This window comes from Terrisphaera buseokensis (genome assembly GCF_047521145.2).
In the GTDB taxonomy this organism is placed as follows: domain Bacteria; phylum Verrucomicrobiota; class Verrucomicrobiia; order Opitutales; family Opitutaceae; genus ER46.
This window is the reverse complement of record NZ_CM134186.1, coordinates 4,370,542-4,390,235: the sequence shown is the minus strand read 5'-3', so window position 1 is coordinate 4,390,235 and position 19,694 is coordinate 4,370,542. Positions and strand designations below refer to the sequence as shown.

The following is a 19,694-nucleotide window of genomic DNA, read 5'->3' as shown; positions in this document are numbered from 1 at the left end:
CCGTAACGATGCGACTTTATCTCACCGACAACATGAGTGCGCGCCGGCTCGGCCGGAGGCGATTCCTGTTTTTCTCGACGATCTTCGCGCTCACCAGCATCGCCACCTGGTTCATGGCCGACCTGCTGTGGCGCGGCGGACTCAGCGGCGTGGAGGTCGCGCTGCTCGGCCTGTTCGTGATTCTGTTTGCGCACATCGCCGCGGGCTTCTGCACGGCGCTGGTCGGTCTCTATGTGATCAACCGCGGTGGCGACAGTTCGCGCATCATCAACACGCTGCCTGCCGACGAGGAACTCCAGCTGGCCTCGACCGCGATCGTGATGCCCGTGTTCAACGAGGACGTCAGCCGCGTGTTCGAGGGCCTGCGCGTCGTATACCGCTCCGTGCAGGAAACGAAGCGGCTCGAACACTTCGATTTCTTCGTGCTCAGCGACTCGAACCAGCCGAACCAGTGGATTCAGGAGGAGGTCGCGTGGCTCGAGCTCTGCAAACAGGTCGGAGGTTTCGGGAAGATTTTTTATCGGAAGCGGCGGCACTCGATCAACAAGAAGGCCGGCAACGTGGCGGACTTCCTGCGCCGTTGGGGCCGGCGCTATCGTTACATGATCGTGCTCGACGCCGATTCGATCATGACGGGCCGCGCGCTCGTGCAGCTCGTGGCCATGATGGAGCGGAACCAGCAGGTCGGCATCATCCAGACCGCGCCTCGCATCGTGAACGGGGAGACGCTGTTCGCGCGCGTGCAGTCGTTCGCGAGCCGACTGTACAGCCCGCTGTTCCTGGCCGGGCTCAACTACTGGCAGCAGCACGAGGGCAACTATTGGGGCCACAATGCCGTGATTCGCGTGCAGCCCTTCATTGATCACTGTGCGCTGCCTGATTTGCCCGGCAGCGAACCGTTCGGGGGGCGCATCCTGTCGCACGACTTCGTCGAGGCGGCGTTGATGCGCAAGGCAGGCTGGAGCGTGTGGCTCGCGGGCGACATCGACGGCACCTATGAGGAAGGCCCGCCGACCTTGATTGATTCCGCCAAGCGCGATCGCCGCTGGTGTCAGGGCAACATGCAGCATGCCTGGCTGCTCACCGCCCGCGGCTTCCGCACGGCGAACCGCTTTCATCTGCTCATGGGCGTGATGGGCTACGCGTCGTCGCCACTCTGGCTGCTGTTCATGATGCTCTGCACGATCCACGTGTTTGCGCAGGTGACGTCACCGATCGCAGCGACGGGCCCAGCGGAACTGGGCGTGTATCACCTCGGCCAGCCGGGCGCGGGACCGACGGCCCTCGCGTTGTTTGTCTTCACGATGGTGCTGCTGTTTCTACCGAAGGTCGTGAGCGTGATTGTCACGATCGGCCGGCCGGAGGAGGCGGCGCGCTTCGGCGGCCAGGGCCGGCTGCTGGCGAGCGCGCTGCTCGAGACGCTGATTTCGATGCTGCTGGCGCCGATCAACATGATGTTCAACTCGAAGTTCGTCATGTTCACGCTGCTCGGCCAGGGCGTGTCGTGGGTGACGCAACGGCGGAACACCGCGGGTGACGGCACGGACTGGCGGGAAGGCATCATCACGCATGGCGGGCAGACGGCCTTCGGCCTCGTGTGGGCCACGTGTTCCTACATCATTTCACCGTTGTTCTATGCGTGGCTCAGTCCCGTGGTCGTGCCGCTGATGGCGTCGATTCCCATTTCGATTCTCCTCAGCAAGGTCAGTCTCGGACGCGCCACGCGTTCGCTCGGGCTTTTTCTGACGCCGGAGGAAACGGCGCCGCCCTATGAGTTGAAGCGGCTGCAGCAGAACTTGTCGGAGTGCTATCGCCACCTGCCGCCGATTGAGCCGTTGCGTGCAGACTACGGCCTGATGCAGGCGGTGCTGGATCCGTATGTGAACGCCCTGCACGTCGCGCTGCTGCGGCAACGGAAGCCGACGGAGGAGTCGCGGGAGTGGTTCCTCCAGTTGCGGGAGCGGTTGCTGCGCGACGGCCCCGCGAAGTTCACGCTGAAGGAAAAGATGGCGCTGATGATGGACGCCGAGTCGATGATCGCGCTGCATCGCGACCTGTGGAGTTGTCCGGCGGAGGATCTCGCGGAGTGGTGGCGGCTGGCGATGCGCCAGTACAACGTCCTGACGGCCGCGCCGACGACGGCGCTTTATCGCTGAGCAAAGCCGGACGCGGTGCCGGACGTCGTTTTGGCCGCAGAGATTCGCGTCCGTTCGCGTGATGCGCGGGAGTTCGCCTGCCGAGCGCGGGCTGACCAACCGCCGGATACAGCCGCCTCAGCGGGCGATGAGCGCCTGCAATTCCGCCCGGGCGCGTTCGAACTCGGACTTCACCGCCGCCACCAGTTCGGTGATGCCGGTCAGGCCGTCGGTGCGGGCCTGCAGCTCGAGTTTCTCCGCGGCGGATCGCAGCGCGACCGCGCCGAGATTGGAGGAACTGCCCTTGATGCTGTGGGCGGCGCGGGTGAAGCGGGTGACATCGCCGGCGGCGAGGCTTTGATCGAGTTCGGCGATGCGCTGCGGAGTGTCGTCCAGAAATATTCCGGCGATTTCGCGCAGGAACTCATCGTCATCGCCCGGGTTCAATGACCGGAGATTTTCAATCGACTGCGGATCGATGATTGAAGCATCAGCCATGGGAGAAGGTGATCGAGTAGGGGTCAGGTGGCCCACTCGAAGGCGGTGTTCTGCTCGATTTCGTCGATGGTGGTGAGGCCGAGCAGCACTTTCTTCAGGCCGTCGTAGCGCAGCGGTTTGTAGCCGACCTTGGCGGCGGCCCGCGCGATATCCTGCACGCTCTTGCCCTCGCTGATCAGCGCCCGAACCTCGTCGGTGATGAGCACCAGCTCGTGAAACGCGACGCGGCCCTTGTATCCAGTATGCCGGCACGCCGCACAGCCGCGACCGCGGAAGAACGGGACTTCGGTCAGGCCCTCGTCCTTGAAGTACTTTTTGAGCTCATCCATCGACGGATAGTAGGCTTCCTTGCACGCCTCGCAGATGCGGGCGGCCAGGCGCTGGGCGAGCACGCCGATCACCGACGGTGCGACCATGTAACCGGCCACGCCGATCTCGATCAGGCGGATGATTGCCTGGGGCGCGGTCGTGGTATGGAGGGTGGCAAAGACGATGTGACCCGTGAGCGCGGCCTCGGTCGCGATCTTCGCGGTCTCGAGATCGCGGATTTCACCGATGAGGATGACATCCGGATCCTGCCGCATCAAGGCGCGGAGAATGGTGGGGAACTTGAGATCGATGTTGGCGTTTACCTGGCTCTGCGTGACGCCAGGGAGCTGGATTTCGATCGGGTCCTCAATCGTGCTGATGTTCGTGTCCGGCGTGTTGATCTCATGCAGTGCCGCGTAAAGCGTCGTCGTCTTGCCGGAGCCCGTCGGGCCCGTGACGAAGATGATGCCGCTGGGATTCTGGATCAGGCGGCGGAAGGGCTGCAGGATGGTTTGCGAAACCATCATCTTGTCCAGGGTGAGCATCGTCTTCTTGCCCGCCATGGCGAGAATGCGGATGACCGCTTTTTCTCCGTAGGCCGAGGGAATCGTGGACACGCGGAAGTTGGCGGTCTGGCTGCCGACCGCCATCGAGAAGCGGCCGTCCTGCGGGAAACGCGATTCCGCGATGTTCAGATTGCAGAGAATCTTGACGCGCGAGAGCAGCGCCCGGTGCAGCTTGCGCGAGTAGGTGAGGATTTCCCGCAGATTGCCGTCGATGCGGTAGCGGATGCGGCAATGGGTTTCCTGCGCCTCGATGTGAATGTCGGTCGCGCGCTCGCGCATCGCGAAGTAAATGATCTCATCGAGGATCTGGATGAGCGCGTTGTTCTCCGCGAGCGCGGCGAGTTTTTCGCCGGCAATCTCCGGCCGGTCAAAAAGGCTGGAACGTTCCAGTTCACCGAGACTCTCCTCGAGTCCTTTTTCGGTGCAGTACTGCACGGCGATGGCGTCCTCGATCTCGCGCGGCAGGGCGAACACCGCGCTGACGGGCGTCTGCGCGATCTGGCCCAGGCGGCGAATCAACTCGGGATCCGTCGGGGCGCTCATGGCCACCGTGAGGACGTTGTTCAGCACGTAGAGGCCGATGGCCTTTACCTTCTTCGCGACCTCGCCGGGAATTTTTTCAATCGCCTCCTCCGTGATCAGCGAGGCGAACGGATCGACGTAGGCCACGCCGAGGGCGTCGGCCCAGAACCGGCAGGCGTCGTCCTTGGAGACGTATTTTTCGTCGATGATGGCCTGCAGGAGCTGGAGCGACTCGCCATGACGGGCGGCGAGGGCGGTGACCTCCTGGGAATAATCGAAGTTGGGCAGCGCGAGAACCCGTTCCAGAAACGGGTTACTTTTTGGATTTTGCACGGGTTGCCTTCGATTTGAACAGTTTCGCGATTTCCTTCTGGTCGAGCTTCTCCATCGCAAACGTGCTGGACGCACGCTCGGTCTTCAGCTCCTCCAGCATTTCCGGCAGCGAATATTTTACCTCGGTGAGCACAAGCCGGACGGGGCCGGGTGCAGGGGACTCGGAAGGGACAGACATCGGGGACGTGGGCTTAAACGGTGTCAGAGGTTGGCTTGATGCACTCGGCGAGCGACTGCGCGATTTCTTCCTTGGGGGTGTCTTTGCGGATGTAATTCAGAGCGCCCAGCTCAAGGGCGCGCTCGACGGTCTCGCGGTTGGCCAGGGAGGTGAGCATGATAACGCGGCAACCCGAATCCAGTTCCTTCAGTTTGCGCAACGTCTCGATGCCGTCCATTCGCGGCATGTTTACATCCAGCAGCACGAAATCGGGCTTCTCGGCCTGATAGATGACCAGGGCGTCCTCGCCGTTGCTGGCTTCGATAATGACGGGCCGCCCCAGTTGTTTCAGGATGAGTGAAACAAATTTGCGGATGTGAACCTCGTCATCGACGAGGAGAATCTTGCCGGTAAAAGTCATCGTTGGTCGGGAAGGGTAACGCGAAATTCACAGCCGCCTTGAGCCAGGTTCTCGGTGACAATCATGCCTTGATGCGCCTCGACGATCTTGCGGCAGATCGCGAGTCCCAAGCCGACGCTTTTTTCCCCGCCGGTGGGTTTGACCGAGAGACGACCGAAGTCCTTGAAGAGTTTGTCGCGCTCGTCGTCCGGGATGCCCGGGCCCTGATCGCGGACCGAAAAGCTGGCGGCGCCCAACGAGGCCTTGTGCTCCGCCGTGACGCGGATGGTGGAGCCCGGCGGGGAGTATTTCACCGCGTTGCTCAACAGGTTGTCGATGACCTGTTTCATCTTGGCCGAATCAATGGGCACGAATACAGGCTCGGCGGGTGGATCGAAGGTGACGAGCGTTTTCTTTTTCGCGGCCTCGCGGTTGGTCATCGCCACGGACTTGGCGATCAGGTCGCCGAGGTTGTGGCGGTCAATCAAGAGCTTGAGCTCACCCGCCTCGATGGTGGCGACGTCCAAGAGCTCGTTAACCATGTCCAGCATCGACTGGCTCGCCCCGTGGATGGTCTCAATCAAATCGAGCTGATCCGGCGTGAGCGGACCGACACTGCCGTCGCGAAGAAACTCGGCGATGCCCCGGATCGACGCGAGGGGATTGCGCAGGTCGTGCGCGGCCATGCCGAGGAAACGGTTCTTGGCGTGATCCGCCTTCTTCAATTGCTCGACGAGCATCTTCCGCTGCTCGGTGAGGATCTTGTTCTGCATGTGCGAACGGATCCGCGCGAGCACCTCCTTGGGCTTGAATGGCTTTGGCAGGTAGTCGACGCCGCCGGCCTCGAGTCCCTCCACCACATCGCTCGCTTCGCTCTTCGCCGTGATGAAGATCAACGGCGCGCACTTGTCGCCATACTCGGCCTTGAGCCGCCGGCAGGTTTCAAAACCGTTGATGCCCGGCATCATCACATCCAGCAGCACGAGATCCGGCTGAAACTGGGCATACACTTCAATTGCGCGCTCACCCGAATTCGCCTCCGACAACACGTAACCTTCACCCTTCAAGATCCCGCCCAAGATCCGGATGTTCAGGCGGTCGTCATCGACCACGAGGACTTTTCGGCCCGGAAGCAGAAGTTGCGCGGAGGTCGGCGGAATTTCCATCAACTCGGATGTTGGGGCCCGATGCACCGAGCGCAATCGGAAGTTTGCAGCAGGTAAGTTGGATGGGTGTGAGCGTAGTCGTTGCATAATCGCTGCAGATATTACGCATCACAGAATCGGCATATGTTGATGTTTGGGCTTGCCCATGCGGGCGGCCCGCTGGTTTTCTCGGCCTTTCTCATCCTCCACATGGCCAAATCATTTGTTTTTTCTTCTGAATCCGTGGGTGAAGGTCACCCCGACAAGGTCGCCGATTTGATTTCGGACAGCGTTTTGGACGCCTGCCTGACGATCGACAAAACCAGCCGCGTGGCTTGCGAAACGTTTGTGAAATCGAACGTCGTGGTCGTCGGCGGCGAAATCACGATTCCGAAGCTGCAGGACAAACGCACCGGCAAGACCCGGGCGCTCGAGGAGGCGATCAACATCGGCAAGGTGATCCGCGATGCGATTCGCGACATCGGCTACACGAACGACGACGACGTGTTTCACGCCGACACGGTTTTCATCAACAACTACCTTACGGCGCAGTCCGCCGACATCGCGCAGGGCGTCGATGCGAAGAAGGCCAAGGGCAAGAAGACCGCGGAGCAGGGCGCGGGTGACCAGGGCATCATGTTCGGTTATGCCTGCACCGAGACGCCGGAGTTGATGCCCACTCCCATCATGTTTGCGCACCGGCTCGGTCGTGAACTCACGAAGATTCGCAAGTCGGGCAAGGTTCCGTGGCTGCGCCCGGACGCCAAGTCCCAGGTGTCGGTCCGCTATGAGGACGACAAGCCGGTCGAGGTGGTGAACGTCGTCATCTCGACGCAGCACACCGCGAGCGTGGAGCACGCTACGATCGAAAAGTACCTGATCGAAAACGTCGTGAAGAAGGTGATTCCGGCGAAGATGCTGAACAAGAACACCGAGTACCTGATCAATCCGACCGGTCGTTTCGTGATCGGCGGACCGCAGGGCGATTCCGGCCTGACGGGCCGTAAGATCATTGTCGATACGTACGGTGGCTGGGGCCGCCACGGCGGCGGCGCCTTCTCGGGCAAGGATCCGTCGAAGGTGGATCGTTCGGCCGCCTACATGGGCCGCTGGGTCGCCAAGAACATCGTTGCGGCCGGCCTCGCCACGCACGTCGAGATTCAGTTCGCCTACGCCATTGGTCACCCGCAGCCGGTGTCGGTGCGCGTCGAGACCTTCGGCACCGCGCTCCTCGGCCTCTCGGACGAGAAGATCACGGAGGCGGTCAACACCGTTTTCAGCTTCAAGCCCGCCGACATCGTTTCGCAGCTGAATCTGCTGCGCCCCATTTATCGCCAGACGACGAACTACGGCCACTTCGGCAAGAACGGCCTCCCCTGGGAGCAGACCAACAAGGTCGCCGCGCTCAAGGCGGTCCTGAAGTAAGCCCGGACGCCCGGCTCGTCACAGAAACTCAACTACAACGTCACTCATTCTCATGTCTTCCACCACGTCCGCCGCCCAAGCCCAGGATTTCCACGTCAAGGATCTCAGCCTCGCCGAATGGGGCCGCAAGGAAATCTCCATCGCCGAGCATGAGATGCCGGGCCTGATGTCGGTGCGCCGGAAGTTCGGGACGCAAAAGCCGCTCGCCGGCGTGCGCATCACGGGCTCCCTGCACATGACGATCCAGACCGCGGTCCTGATCGAGACGTTGAAGGAGCTCGGTGCCAACGTGCGCTGGGCTTCGTGCAACATCTTCTCCACGCAGGATCACGCGGCCGCCGCGATCGCCAAGGCTGGCACGCCGGTCTTTGCCTGGAAGGGCGAGACGCTCGAGGAGTACTGGGATCTGACGCTCAAGGCGGTCTGCTTTCCGGGCGGCAAGGGCCCGCAGTTGGTCGTCGACGACGGCGGTGACGTCACGCTGCTGATCCACAAGGGCTGCGAATTGGAAGAGGGCAGCGATTGGGTGAATTCACCGTCGGGCTCGCACGAGGAACAGGTGATCAAGAACCTGCTCAAGCGCGTCCATAAGGAGGATCCGCTCCGCTGGACGACGATTGCGAAGGAATGGCGTGGCGTTTCCGAGGAGACCACGACCGGCGTGCACCGCCTCTACCAGATGCTCGAGAAGGGCAAGCTGCGCGTCCCGGCGATCAACGTGAACGACTCCGTCACAAAATCGAAGTTCGACAATCTCTACGGCTGCCGCGAGTCCCTCGCCGACGGTCTGAAGCGCGCGACGGATGTCATGATCGCCGGCAAGGTGGCGTGCGTGTGCGGCTATGGCGACGTGGGCAAGGGCTCCGCGCATTCGCTCAAGGGCTTCGGTGCCCGCGTCGTTGTCACCGAAATCGATCCCATCAACGCGCTGCAGGCCGCGATGGAGGGCTTCGAGGTCAACACGATCGAGTCCACGCTGGGCACCGCGGACATCTATGTCACGACGACCGGCAACAAGGACATCATCACCCTGGAGCACATGCGCCAGATGAAGGACCAGGCGATCGTCTGCAACATCGGCCACTTCGACAACGAGATCCAGGTTGACCTGCTCAACACCTCCGATGCCAAGCGCATCAACATCAAGCCGCAGTACGATCTCTACACCTTCCCGAAGGGGAACAGCATCTATCTCCTCGCAGAGGGACGCCTGGTGAATCTCGGCTGCGCGACAGGCCATCCGTCGTTCGTCATGTCGAACAGCTTCACCAACCAGACGCTGGCGCAGATCGATCTGTGGAAGAACAAGGACACGTACGCAGTCGGCGTGTATCGCCTGCCGAAGCACCTCGACGAGGAAGTGGCGCGGCTGCACCTCGAGAAGATCGGGGCCAAGCTCACCAAGCTCTCCAAGGCGCAGGCCGAATATCTCGGCGTGCCGGTCGAGGGCCCGTACAAGCCCGAGCACTACCGGTACTGATCGACCTCATTCCCTTTGCAAAGCGCGAGCCATCCAGGCTCGCGCTTTTTTGTGCCCGCCGTCGCACGAGGCCACGCGGGAGACGCTGGTGCCCAGCGCAGAGTGCCCGCCCGACTGTGTCAGACTGCCTGACTCTGACTCTGGATTTGGACGTGCGGCTGGCCGTAACGGACCGGGAAGGGAATCGTCGTGTCGCCCTTCTCGTAGTCGCTGAGCAGGGAGAACCGGAAGGTCGTGCCTTCGCCGGGCTTGCTGTCGACGGAAATGGTGCCGCCCATCAGCTCGCACAGGCGCTTCGAAATGATCAGGCCGAGGCCGGTGCCGCTGCGGCGGCGCTCGGCGGAATTGTCCACCTGGCTGAAGGGCTTGAAGAGCTTCGCGATCTTGTCCGGCGCGATGCCCACGCCCGTGTCCGACACGGCAAAGAAAAGGCGGAGCGAGCGGCGCGAATCGCTGAGGCTGATCGGTTCACCACGCATGCAAGAGACGTGCACCGTGATCCGGCCGCGCTCGGTGAACTTGAGCGCGTTGCCGATGAGATTCGTCAGAATCTGGCGGAGTCGCGATTCGTCGCTGTTCACGATCACCGGCACGTCCGGATCGATGTTGGCATTGACGATCAACGCGGCGGCGCGGGCCCGCGGCTGGAAGAAGGCGATGACGTCCTCGACGCACTTGTGCAGGGCGAAGGGAGCGGACTCGATTTCGATCTTGTTGGCCTCGATCTTCGAGAGGTCGAGGATGTCGCCGATCAGTTTCTCAAGCGACTCACCGCTCGACTTGATGATGCCCACGTGTTCGCGCTGCTCGGGGGAGAGCGGCGAATCCGCGAGAATCTGTGCGAAGCCAATCACGCCATTGATCGGCGTGCGGATCTCGTGACTCACAATGGCGAGAAATTCGCTCTTCGCGCGGTCCGCGGCTTCGGCGGTTTCCTTCGCATGGAGCAGCGCCGCCTCCGCTTCCTTGCGCAGCGTGATGTCGTGGCCGACGGCTTGAAACTCGAGCGTGTTGCCCGAGTCGTCCTTGATCGGACGCTGCGTCCACATCAGCCAGCTGCGGCGGCCATCCGGCAGATCAATCTCGCGCTCGAACGTGTACGGCTCGTCGGCGATGGCGCCGTCCGGCGTGAAAAGCGGGAAGGGCTGGCCGACGAGTTCGGTACGCTTCCGTCCGAACGCCTGCGCATACGCGCTGTTCACGAAGGTCAGTTTGCCGTCGAGCCGGTAGCGGCAGATCAAGTCGACTTGATCCTCGACGATGCCGCGGTAACTCGCCTCGGTTTTCTGCAGCGCCTGCGCCATGCGCTCGATGTTGCGCGCGAGGCCGATGATTTCATCGTGGTCCGCTTCCATGCCCGGCTCATCGGGCGTGACCGGCACCGTCGTGCGCAGCGTTTTCAACCGCTGCATCAGGGTTCGATCCCAGACGTAGCCCGCGAGGACGAGCAGCACGCTGCTGATCATCGCGAGACCAAGAACGTAGTACCGCGTGCCGAGGTGTTCGCGGAGTTCGTCGTCCGTGATCACTGCGATCAGCGCCACCACGAGGCTGAAGGCGAGTGACAGGATGAAAAACGTCTTGCGTTTCGAATTCTCGGCCATGTGGCGCAACAATTGCCGCTCGGATTGGGCGAAGTCTAACGAAAAAGAGCGGGGCGTCCGGACCGGGCATCGCCCGAATTATCAAAAACTTGTAACGAATTTGATCGGCTCGCGCGGGCGAAGAACAGCGGCGTATTCGGCGCGGACTGACGCAGGACTTCAGTCCGCCGAATCGTCGTTCATTCCTCCGGTTTCAGAGTGTGCAGAGCGGGAAGATGGCGGAGCGGCGGCACGGCGCGGGCGATCGCGACCGTCACCAAAATGGTGCCAATTCCTCCCCAAACCACCGCGGCCACGGGGCCAATCAGGGCCGACATCAGGCCTGCGCGCAGGGCTCCAATCTCGTTTGAAGAACCTATAAAAATTTGATTCACGGCCGTGACGCGCCCGCGCAGGGCGTCCGGCGTGAGCAATTGCACGAGCGACTGGCGCACGACGACGCTGATGTTGTCGAACGCTCCCGTGAGAAAAAGCGCGACGAGCGAGAGCCAGAACCAGCGCGAAAGGCCGAACACCACAACCGCGGCGCCGAAGCCGGCCACCGACCACAGCAACGCGCGACCGGGTTGCGCGAGCGGCGCGCGATGCGCGATCCACATCGCCATCGCGAACGCGCCGAGCGACGGCGCGGCCCGCAGCCAGCCGAAGCCGATGGGCCCGACATGCAGAATCTGATCCGCGTACACCGGCAGCAGCGCCGTCGCTCCCCCGAGCAGCACCGCAAAGAGATCGAGGCTGCTCGCGCCGAGAATGACTTTTTTCCGCCAGATGAATTCACCGCCTGCAAGGACGTCACGCCACGTGCGTTGAAGGGTGGAGCGCGCCGGTGGGGCAAAGTAGGTCACGCGCCGCAGCGTGAGCAGGAAGAGAAGTTCGAGGCCTGCGCCGAGCGCATAGACGGAAGGGATGCCGATGAACGCGATCAGAAATCCGCCGAGGGCCGGTCCCGCCACGGTCGCAATTTCAAAGGTGCTCGTGTTCCACGTAATCGCGTTGCTCAACGCGCGCGTGGGCACCAGCAGGGGCGTGATGCTGGAGCGCGCGGGCCAGATGAGGATGCGCGCGCACGCGTGCGCCAGCAGCAGTAGGAAGACGATCGGCAGCGCCGGTTCATCGAAGCGCAACGGCCGGTCGCCGCCGTGGTGTTCAAACACGAGCGCCACCTGTCGCAACGCGGCGTTGGCCCAGCGCAGCGGCGCGAGGTCGGGCACGGCCGCGTGCCAGTACGCCACGCCGCCGAGCGCGAGGTTGACGCCGGCCATCACGGCGGTGCCCGCGGCAATCAGTTTCCGGCGATCCCAGCGGTCCGCGAGCGCGCCGGCCGGAAGTGAGAGCGCGAGTAGCGGCAGGACGTTCACGAGTCCCACGAGTCCGAGCGCGGTCGAGGAATGCGTCCATTCATAGACCTGCCAGATGGCGACCGCGGTGACGGCCTGACGTCCCAGCAGCGCGAAAAAACTCCCCGCGAGATAGTCGCGATAGTTGGGAATCTTCAGCGCCGCATACGGATCGTGCGCGGTCGGCGGATTGGACGGTGCGGACATCGGGCGCCGGGCAGCGACGCAAAGTTTTTCCGGCGAGGCGAGCCGCTTTCCCGTCGGCCCGGGTTGCGGCCTGGTTCGTGGGTGGAGCGACGTCGGACAGCGGACACGACCGCGAATTGCTTTGAACCCGCGCCGCCGGTTGGAACTAAATTCCGGCGATGCGAATTGTCTTCCTGGGTTCCGATGCCATCGCGTTGCCGTTGCTCCACTGGCTCGCCGGGCCGGGGGCCGCGGTGGCGCAGGTGGTCGCCGTGTTCACTCAGCCGGATCGCGCGGTGGGGCGCGGGCAGAAGGTGCAGCCCAACGCCATCAAGCTGTGGGCGATCGAGCGGGGACTGCCGGTTTTGCAGCCCGAGAAGCTTGACGAAGTGGTGCGCGGACAACTGGCCGAACTCGGGGCGGACCTCGGGCTGGTGATGGCATACGGTCACATCCTGCGCGACGATTTCATCGCGACGCCCCGACTGGGCATGCTGAATTTGCACACGTCGGTGCTGCCCAAGTATCGGGGCGCATCGCCGATCCAGACCGCCATCGCCAGTGGCGAGCGCGCCACCGGCGTGACGCTGATGCGGATCGTCCGGCGGCTCGACGCCGGGCCCGTCGCGGACGTCGAGCGCGTGGCAATCGGAAATCTGGATACGGCCTTGGACATCGAGTCCCGACTCGGTGCTGCGTGCGTCGCGCCCGTGGCCCGGGCGCTGCCGCGGCTCGCCGCGGGCGAACTCGAGTTCATCTCGCAGGATGACGCCGCGGCCACCTATTGTCGCAAGTTGCAGAAGGAGGATGGCGTGTTGGATTTTTCCGTCGCGGCGTCCGCGCTCGCGGCGCGAGTTAACGGCCTGTATCCATGGCCCGGGTGCGCGGTCGAAATCGGCGGACAGATCGTCAAGCTGGGTTTGGCCGACGTCGCCGCGCCCGGGGGCGCCGGCGTCCCGCCTGCATCGGGCGACGAAAGCCGGCGGGACGCCGACGCTCCCGGGGGAGCTCCCGGCGAAGTGATTGGCGCCGACGCTGACGGTCTTCTGATCGCCACCGGTCAGGGCGTGTTGCGCCTGCGGCGGCTGCAGCGTCCCGGCGGACGCATGTTGCCGGCCGCGGAGTTTCTGCGGGGCTTTCCCGTGGCGGCGGGCACGCGACTGCCTTCACACCCGATGCCCGTCCTGGTCACGACGCGTTGACGCGTTCAGGGGGCGCGTCCGCCTGGAGACGGGCGCGCGGTCTTCATTTTTTCCCGGGCTTCGGCGGGAAGGTTGATCCGGTTCACCGGCACATAGGTGAGGATGACGATGCGCTGCTCGCTCACGGGCACGGCGATGCGGGCACGGGTGGCGCGGCGCACGCCTTCCACTTTCACTTCGTAATCCCGGATGACGCCGCCGCGAAGATTCATCGTCACCATCACGGTGGTCGCGGGCTCGGCGTCGTCCTCGTTGGGTTTGGCCGGATCGCCGGCTCGGCTGCGAATCCGGGCAATGAAGCTGTCGGCGAGCGACTCGAACTCGCCGTTGCTTTTGAGGAAGGGCACCAGTTCCTGATCGGGCCGCCGGATGTCGGGCCGATCGGCGCGGCGCAGCCATTGGTAACGTGCGGTCGGGGCCTGGCCGCGAAGCCGTTCCTCGGCCTGCGCGGTGAGAATCTCGCGATCAGTCATCCAGCCTTCGGGCGTGCTGGTGATCATCGCGCCGTCGGCGCCGATGACCGTATCGAGACGCAGGCCGTCCGGCCATTCGCGCTGAATCAGCATGTCGCCATTGCGATCCAGCTGACCCTTCAGGTTCGGCGCCATGCTTTGCTGCACAGTCGTGACGGTGCCGCGGCGCGTTTCAAACTGCTGCGCGACCGGCCCGGGGTCGCTGTTGATTACCTCCCACGAGTAGGATTTTTGATCGCGCAGGTATTCGAGCGCGGATGCGAGAGCGGATGGCGGGGCGGCGCACACGGTCGCGGCCGGCACGATGAGGAGAAACAGCAGACGGACGATGGCGGCCATGGGGAAACGTGGGGCGAACGGCGAAGCGGAGGAGACAATGTTGCCGGTGCGCGCGCCGCGTCAATTCCGCCTGCACCCACCGTAGTCACAAGCCGCTTGTTTTCGCCGATCGTTTCCGCAAGCTGGATCTTCATGTGGAAAAGATTCCTCGCGGGCGGGGTGCTGGCTGCCTCCGCATTCGCCCAAAATTCGCCTCAGATCGACCTCGCCAATCTGCGCGAGGACGTGCGCGGGCTCACCCAGCGAATCGGAGATCTGGCGCTGCGACTCGAGCAACTTGAACGGGAGAACGCCGAACTCCGGCAGAAGGCGAGCACCGCGGACAAGTCCTACGCGACCGTCGCGCAGCTTAATGAAAGCATCGCGGAGGCGAACCGGTCGCTGCGGGCCAGCGTGGCCGCGGCCAAGTCCGAAACGCTCCAGCAGGTAAGCGCGCAGCTCGAGAAGCTCGGCAAGCAGACCAATGCGGCACTCGACTCGCTCGCGAAATCGAGTGCGACGCGCCCGACCGTGCAGACCAGTTTCGCCGAGGACTACGTCAAGGAGGGCGTCAGTTACACCGTGCAGAAGGGTGACAGCATCGCGAGCATCGCCAAGAAGACCGGGGCGAAGCAGCAGGACATCATCAACGCGAACAAGATTTCAGATCCTTCTCGCATCGTGGTCGGGCAGACGCTCTTCATCCCCGGAGGCAAATAAATCGAATGTCGGCAGCACCCAAATCCCGTCTCGGCCGCGGACTCGGCGGCCTGATCGCCGCCGCGAAACCGGCCACTCCTCCGTCTTCCCCTTCCGTCAAGGAAGGCGAGGCGGACCAACGTCCGGTGGCGCCGCCGCCGGCACCGGCGGGCGCACCGGGTTACCTCGAGGTGGCGGTCCATTTGATTGAGCCGAGTCCTTATCAGGCGCGGCGGGAAATCACGCGCGAGCAGCTGGGCGAGCTCGCGGAGAGCATTCGTTCCGAAGGCCTGCTGCAGCCGATCGTCGTGCGCAAGGCGGGTGACAAATTCCAGTTGATCGCGGGCGAGCGCCGCTGGCGGGCGTTCCAGCTCCTCAAGATCAAGTCCATTCCCGCACGCATCGTCGAAGCGAGCAACGCCTCGTCGGCCGCGCTGGGCTTGATCGAGAACCTGCAGCGCGAAGGACTGAATCCGATCGAGGAAGCGCATGGTTATGCGAGCCTGATTCGGGATTTCGATCTCACGCAGGAGAGCGCGGCGGAGCGGGTGGGGAAGGGCCGGGCGTCGGTCGCCAACTCGCTGCGGCTGCTGTCGCTCGATCACGATCTCCAGGGCTACGTGGCGAAAAACATGCTGAGCGTCGGTCACGCCAAAGTCCTGCTGGGCATCGAGGACGCCGCGCAGCGTGCAATGCTTGGCCGCCGGATTATCGAGGAGGGACTGAGCGTCCGCGTGACGGAAAAGCTGGCCGTCACTGCCAAGGCGTCGACCGGCGCCGCGCCCGCGCGCGCCACGGCCCGTCCGGGGCTTTCGCCGAAGGATGCGTCCACGGTCACCGGTATCGAAAAGAAACTTACGTCCCATCTCGGCGCGCGCGTGGCCCTGCTGCACACGCCGAAGAAAGGCCGGATTGTCATCGAGTACCGCGGTAACGATGACCTCCAGCGCCTCCTTGAAAAGCTGGGCGTCGAAGCCTGAGCGGGCTCCGGCGCAGCGACGTGAAATCGCGCCGATTTCCGTCGGCGCGACTAGTTTTACACCACGATTGACAACCCGCAGCTGGCGCTGCACTCCTGACCCTTTCACATGAGCATCCTCCTTGGACTCCTCACCTTCATCCTGATCCTCATTTCGCTTTTTCTCGTCATGGTCGTCCTGATGCAGAAATCGAAGGACGGTGGCATGGGCGCCGCTCTGGGCGGCGGCGCGGCGGAGGCGGCCTTCGGTGCCGACACCTCCAACGTGCTCAGCAAGTCCACGATCTACGCCGCGGTGCTCTTCTTCATCCTGGCCTTTGCGCTCTATCTGGGCCGCATCTATGAGCGCAAGCACGCCAACGCCGCCGCCGGCAGCGCGCTCCCGACGATCGCCGTTCCGGCCACTCCGCCCGCTGCTCCCGCCGCTGGTGGTGCCGCCGCCACGACCACCCCGGCGCCCGTGACGCTTCCGGCCGCGGCCGCTGCGACCCCGGCCCCGACCGCTCCCGCGGCCACGACGCCCGCGCCCGAGCCGGCGAAGAAGTAAGTATTTGCAATGCCCGCCGCCGGGAAATTGACGCCCGCCCATTCATGGCGGGCGTTTTTCGTTTTTGGCTGCCTCGTGGCGGCAGCTGCGGCACCGGCGGCGACTCGACCGGGCGCGCTCCCGGAACTGGCCCAGGTCGGTGTGCCGAACGCCGAGGAAGGGGCCCGCCTGATCGAACAGTTTCGCCAGGCCGGCATCGCGGGTGAGTATTTCCTGGAGTTCGAACTGCGTTCGCTGCCGCGGCGGGGCGACGGACGGACGTTCAAGGGGCGCTGGTGGGGCGGACGCAACGACCAGGGCGCAATCACCCGCATTGAAGTGACCGACGCCGCCGGCGGCCTGCACCGGCTGCTCCTGCAAAACGGCGACAACCCCAAGGTGTGGCGACTCAAGAACGGCCTGCCCGTCGAGGTCGGCGTGGCCGAATTGATGGCGCCGCTCATTCCCGGCGTGGAAGTGTCGGCCTTCGATCTCCAGATGCCCTACCTTTACTGGCCGGGCGGCAGCGTCGAAAAAATCACGCGCGTGCTGGGCCGCCCCACGAACGCGTTTCTGTTCCCCGCGCCGGCGTCCTTTAAAGCCCAATACGCCGAGATCGCGGCCGCGCGCGCATATTTCGACACGCAGTTCAACGTGCCGACGCAGACCGAGGTGATCGGCCGCAACGGGAAGATCACGAAAACGCTGTCGTTGCTCAGCCTGCAGACGGTGAACAAAACTCAGGTGCTGCCGAAGGCGTTTGATTATCGCAATGAACTCACGCGCGACAAAACGCGGCTGCAGATCGTCGGTGCCGCGTTGAACCAGACGTTTCCGGCCGCGGTATTCCAACCCGCCGCACTGAGTCAGGCTGTGCCGCCACCACCCGCAGGTGCGATGGTTCCCTTCACTCCATGAGCCGGACGCCTCCGCCCCGGGCTGTCGTCTTCGACCTCGATGGCACGCTCATTGATAGCATGCCGCTGGTGATCGAGGCGGTCGCGCACGCGATCGCGCCGTTTGGCACGCGCTCGCCGCATGAGATTTTCGCCCGGCTGGGCGGACCGCCCGAGCGCTTTCTCGGCTTGCTCATCGGTGAAATGAAGCATGTCCCCGTGGCCGTCTCACGCATGGAGCTTTTTCTCCGTGAAAACGCGCACCTGATTCGGGTGTTCGACGGCGCGGTGGCTCTCCTGCAGTCGCTGCGCGGAGCGCGGGTGCACGCCGCCCTGTGGACCGGACGCGATCGTGCGTCCACGGAAGTGCTGCTGGGCCGCCATGCGCTGGGAACGTATTTCTCGACGGTGGTGTGCGGCGATGATCTGCCCAGCCACAAACCGGACCCGGCGGGCCTGCGGGAGATCATGCGACGGCTTGAGGTCGCGCCCGGCGAAACGCTTTTTGTCGGTGACGCGGACGTCGACGTGCTCGGCGGGCAGGGGTGCGGAGTGGATACGCTGTTGATCAGGCACGATCGGGAAATTGAAAGTCACATCACGGCGAAGTCCTGGCGGACGGTGCGCGCACCTGAAAATGCTTTTCAGTTGGTTCTTCAGTCGCTGCCGTCGGCGGTCTGAGGCTTCGCGGCAAGGTTCCTGAAATTTTTCATTGCCGCCGGGGCTTCGCGGGTGCCTGCTCTCGTTTAGAAAGCTTTACCCCGATTTTTGTATGGCAAAATCATCTCGTAAGCCGTCCGCCCCGCTCACCTTCGATTTACCCGAATCGCTCATCGCACGGATCGAGACCTGTCGGAAGGGTCACGGTTTTGCGAGCGCCAGCGAAGTCGTTCGCACCGCCATTGCGGGCTACGATTTCGAAAGTTGCGAACCCTCGCGCGACCAGCACCGTCAGATCTCCGTGCGCATCACGGCGGATCAACGGGCGACGTTGAAGCGTTACGCGAAGAAGAAAAGTGCGAGCGTGGGCGAACTGCTCCGGCTCGCGCTTGAAGCGCTGCCCACCAAGGGCGCGAAGAAGAAGTAACCGGCTGCGCTGACGCGCCCGGGCACCCCTGCGACGGCGGCAATTCACCGCCGTCTTTTTGCTGTCTGGATCATGCGGTTCGCGGTCGCACCGGTTGCGCTGTGGGCGGGCTTGCTTTTCGCGCGCCGCGACCCTTTGGTCGACGCGTTTGTCCATGAGCAACCCTCCCGCGCCTCTCTCCACTTGGGCCCGTAACGTCTCGCCTTCGCCGACGCTGGCCGTCGACGCCAAGGCCAAGGCCCTGCAAGCAGCCGGTGAAGATGTCTGTGGTTTCGCCGCCGGCGAACCCGACTTCGACACCCCCGAGCACATCAAGGACGCGTGCATCGCCGCGCTCAAGGGCGGCAAGACGAAGTACGCGCCGACGCCCGGCATCGAGCCGCTGCGCCAGGCCATCGTCGACCGCTATGCGGCCGAGTACGGGCTCAAGGCCGCGCCGTCACAGGTGATCGTTTCGCCGGGCGGCAAGTTCAACTGCTACCTCGGGGTGCTGGCGACGTGCTCGCCGGGCGACGAGGTGATCGTGCCCGCGCCGTTCTGGGTCAGCTATCCCGAGATGGTGAAGCTCGCCGGTGCCGTGCCGAAGTTCGTGCTGGCCGACGACACGACGGGCTTCCGACTCACGCCCGCGATGGTCGAGGCGGCGATCACGCCGAAGACCAAGCTGCTCATTCTCAACTCGCCCTCGAACCCCACTGGTGCCGTGTACTCGCGCCAGGAGCTCGAGGCCATCGTGGCGGTGGCGATGAAGCACAATCTCTACATCCTGTCCGACGAGATGTATGAACATCTCGTATACGACGGCGCGAAGCCGACGTGCATCGCGACGTTCAGCAAGGAGGTCGAGGCCCGCACCATCACCGTGGCGGGATTTTCGAAGACGTATGCCATGACCGGCTGGCGCATCGGTACGACGCTGGCGCCCGCGCCCATCGCGAAGGCCATCTCCGAGTTGCAGAGCCAGATGTCGTCCAACGTGACGACGTTCGCGCAATACGGCGCGCTCGCCGCGCTCAAGGAGAAGGAGAAGACCTCGGCGGCGCTGAAGACGATGCTGGTCGCCTTTGATCGGCGCCGCAAATTCCTGCATGCCGAGTTGAACAAGATTCCCGGCGTGACGTGCCTGCTGGCCGAGGGCGCCTTCTACCTTTTCCCGAACATCTCGAGCTTCGGCCTCAAGGATCTCGATTTCTGCAACCGCCTGCTCGATGTCGAGAAGGTCGCCGCCGTCCCCGGCAGCGCGTTCGGCGCCGAAGGTTACCTGCGGCTCAGCTACGCCACGAGCGATGAGATCATCAAGAAGGGCGTCGATCGCCTCGCGCGTTTCTGCGCCTCATTGAAGAAGTGACGGGCTGAGGCGCCGCCAACGGTGATTTCGTGGGCGTGAACTTTTTCCCGCAACCGAAGCGGTCCGGGG

At 63.8% G+C, this 19,694-nt stretch carries 19 protein-coding genes; 11 read left to right on the top strand and 8 right to left on the bottom strand.

What is annotated here, in order from left to right:
• The first annotated feature begins 8 nt into the window (after positions 1 to 8).
• Positions 9 to 2,156, top strand: coding sequence for a glucans biosynthesis glucosyltransferase MdoH (gene mdoH / locus ACLJEU_RS16490; protein ID WP_414660418.1), 2,148 nt, complete (start codon positions 9 to 11; stop codon positions 2,154 to 2,156).
• Between the two features lie 117 nt (positions 2,157 to 2,273).
• Here mdoH and ACLJEU_RS16485 read toward each other — a convergent pair whose 3' ends face one another.
• From ACLJEU_RS16485 to ACLJEU_RS16465, 5 genes are read right to left on the bottom strand one after another with little or no spacing between them, the layout of a single operon-like run.
• Positions 2,274 to 2,633: an Hpt domain-containing protein gene (locus ACLJEU_RS16485; RefSeq protein WP_414660419.1), complete on the bottom strand. Its 360-nt coding sequence runs from the start codon at positions 2,631 to 2,633 to the stop codon at positions 2,274 to 2,276.
• A 23-nt stretch (positions 2,634 to 2,656) separates the two neighbouring features.
• Positions 2,657 to 4,363 (bottom strand): GspE/PulE family protein, encoded by a 1,707-nt coding sequence (locus ACLJEU_RS16480; protein WP_414660420.1) that lies wholly within the window; start codon positions 4,361 to 4,363, stop codon positions 2,657 to 2,659.
• Positions 4,344 to 4,541: a hypothetical protein gene (locus ACLJEU_RS16475; RefSeq protein ID WP_414660421.1), complete on the bottom strand. Its 198-nt coding sequence runs from the start codon at positions 4,539 to 4,541 to the stop codon at positions 4,344 to 4,346. The genes ACLJEU_RS16480 and ACLJEU_RS16475 overlap by 20 nt, the downstream gene beginning before the upstream one ends.
• A gap of 13 nt (positions 4,542 to 4,554) precedes the next feature.
• On the bottom strand, positions 4,555 to 4,941 hold the full coding sequence (locus tag ACLJEU_RS16470; RefSeq protein WP_414660422.1) for a response regulator transcription factor: 387 nt from the start codon (positions 4,939 to 4,941) through the stop codon (positions 4,555 to 4,557).
• Positions 4,938 to 6,173, bottom strand: coding sequence for a hybrid sensor histidine kinase/response regulator (locus ACLJEU_RS16465; RefSeq protein ID WP_414660423.1), 1,236 nt, complete (start codon positions 6,171 to 6,173; stop codon positions 4,938 to 4,940). The genes ACLJEU_RS16470 and ACLJEU_RS16465 overlap by 4 nt, the downstream gene beginning before the upstream one ends.
• A gap of 102 nt (positions 6,174 to 6,275) precedes the next feature.
• Between ACLJEU_RS16465 and metK the strand changes: the two genes are divergently transcribed.
• On the top strand, positions 6,276 to 7,490 hold the full coding sequence (gene metK / locus ACLJEU_RS16460; RefSeq protein ID WP_414660424.1) for a methionine adenosyltransferase: 1,215 nt from the start codon (positions 6,276 to 6,278) through the stop codon (positions 7,488 to 7,490).
• A gap of 52 nt (positions 7,491 to 7,542) precedes the next feature.
• The gene (gene ahcY, locus ACLJEU_RS16455) at positions 7,543 to 8,970 is read left to right on the top strand and encodes an adenosylhomocysteinase (RefSeq protein ID WP_414660425.1); all 1,428 of its coding nucleotides are present in this window, start codon (positions 7,543 to 7,545) and stop codon (positions 8,968 to 8,970) included.
• A gap of 119 nt (positions 8,971 to 9,089) precedes the next feature.
• Here the strand turns inward: ahcY and ACLJEU_RS16450 are convergent, their stop codons facing one another.
• Together ACLJEU_RS16450 and ACLJEU_RS16445 are read right to left on the bottom strand one after the other, a co-directional pair.
• Complete coding sequence (locus tag ACLJEU_RS16450) at positions 9,090 to 10,574, bottom strand: sensor histidine kinase (RefSeq protein ID WP_414660426.1); 1,485 nt, start codon at positions 10,572 to 10,574, stop codon at positions 9,090 to 9,092.
• A 179-nt stretch (positions 10,575 to 10,753) separates the two neighbouring features.
• A complete protein-coding gene (locus ACLJEU_RS16445) occupies positions 10,754 to 12,118 on the bottom strand; it encodes an MFS transporter (protein WP_414660427.1) in 1,365 nt (454 codons plus the stop codon).
• 158 nt (positions 12,119 to 12,276) lie between these two features.
• On the opposite strand from ACLJEU_RS16445, the gene fmt reads away from it, so the two are divergent.
• A complete protein-coding gene (gene fmt / locus ACLJEU_RS16440; RefSeq protein ID WP_414660428.1) occupies positions 12,277 to 13,299 on the top strand; it encodes a methionyl-tRNA formyltransferase in 1,023 nt (340 codons plus the stop codon).
• Positions 13,300 to 13,304: 5 nt separating this feature from the next.
• Here fmt and ACLJEU_RS16435 read toward each other — a convergent pair whose 3' ends face one another.
• Positions 13,305 to 14,111, bottom strand: a complete 807-nt coding sequence (locus ACLJEU_RS16435) for a hypothetical protein (RefSeq protein WP_414660429.1) — start codon at positions 14,109 to 14,111, stop codon at positions 13,305 to 13,307.
• A 132-nt stretch (positions 14,112 to 14,243) separates the two neighbouring features.
• Between ACLJEU_RS16435 and ACLJEU_RS16430 the strand changes: the two genes are divergently transcribed.
• The 7 genes from ACLJEU_RS16430 to ACLJEU_RS16400 all read left to right on the top strand — a co-directional run bounded on the left by ACLJEU_RS16430 (position 14,244) and on the right by ACLJEU_RS16400 (position 19,625).
• Positions 14,244 to 14,810 carry a LysM peptidoglycan-binding domain-containing protein gene (locus ACLJEU_RS16430; RefSeq protein ID WP_414660430.1) on the top strand — a complete coding sequence of 189 codons (567 nt, stop codon included), beginning with the start codon at positions 14,244 to 14,246 and terminating at the stop codon, positions 14,808 to 14,810.
• A 5-nt stretch (positions 14,811 to 14,815) separates the two neighbouring features.
• Entirely contained in the window at positions 14,816 to 15,769 is a 954-nt protein-coding gene (locus ACLJEU_RS16425) for a ParB/RepB/Spo0J family partition protein (protein ID WP_414660431.1), read from the top strand.
• A 108-nt stretch (positions 15,770 to 15,877) separates the two neighbouring features.
• On the top strand, positions 15,878 to 16,315 hold the full coding sequence (gene secG, locus ACLJEU_RS16420) for a preprotein translocase subunit SecG (RefSeq protein ID WP_414660432.1): 438 nt from the start codon (positions 15,878 to 15,880) through the stop codon (positions 16,313 to 16,315).
• Between the two features lie 9 nt (positions 16,316 to 16,324).
• Positions 16,325 to 17,212 (top strand): hypothetical protein, encoded by an 888-nt coding sequence (locus ACLJEU_RS16415; protein ID WP_457795259.1) that lies wholly within the window; start codon positions 16,325 to 16,327, stop codon positions 17,210 to 17,212.
• Positions 17,209 to 17,871, top strand: coding sequence for an HAD family hydrolase (locus ACLJEU_RS16410; protein WP_414660434.1), 663 nt, complete (start codon positions 17,209 to 17,211; stop codon positions 17,869 to 17,871). The genes ACLJEU_RS16415 and ACLJEU_RS16410 overlap by 4 nt, the downstream gene beginning before the upstream one ends.
• Positions 17,872 to 17,962: 91 nt before the next feature.
• Positions 17,963 to 18,277, top strand: a complete 315-nt coding sequence (locus ACLJEU_RS16405; protein WP_414660435.1) for a ribbon-helix-helix domain-containing protein — start codon at positions 17,963 to 17,965, stop codon at positions 18,275 to 18,277.
• 154 nt (positions 18,278 to 18,431) lie between these two features.
• The gene (locus ACLJEU_RS16400; RefSeq protein WP_414660436.1) at positions 18,432 to 19,625 is read left to right on the top strand and encodes a pyridoxal phosphate-dependent aminotransferase; all 1,194 of its coding nucleotides are present in this window, start codon (positions 18,432 to 18,434) and stop codon (positions 19,623 to 19,625) included.
• The last annotated feature ends 69 nt before the right edge of the window (positions 19,626 to 19,694 follow it).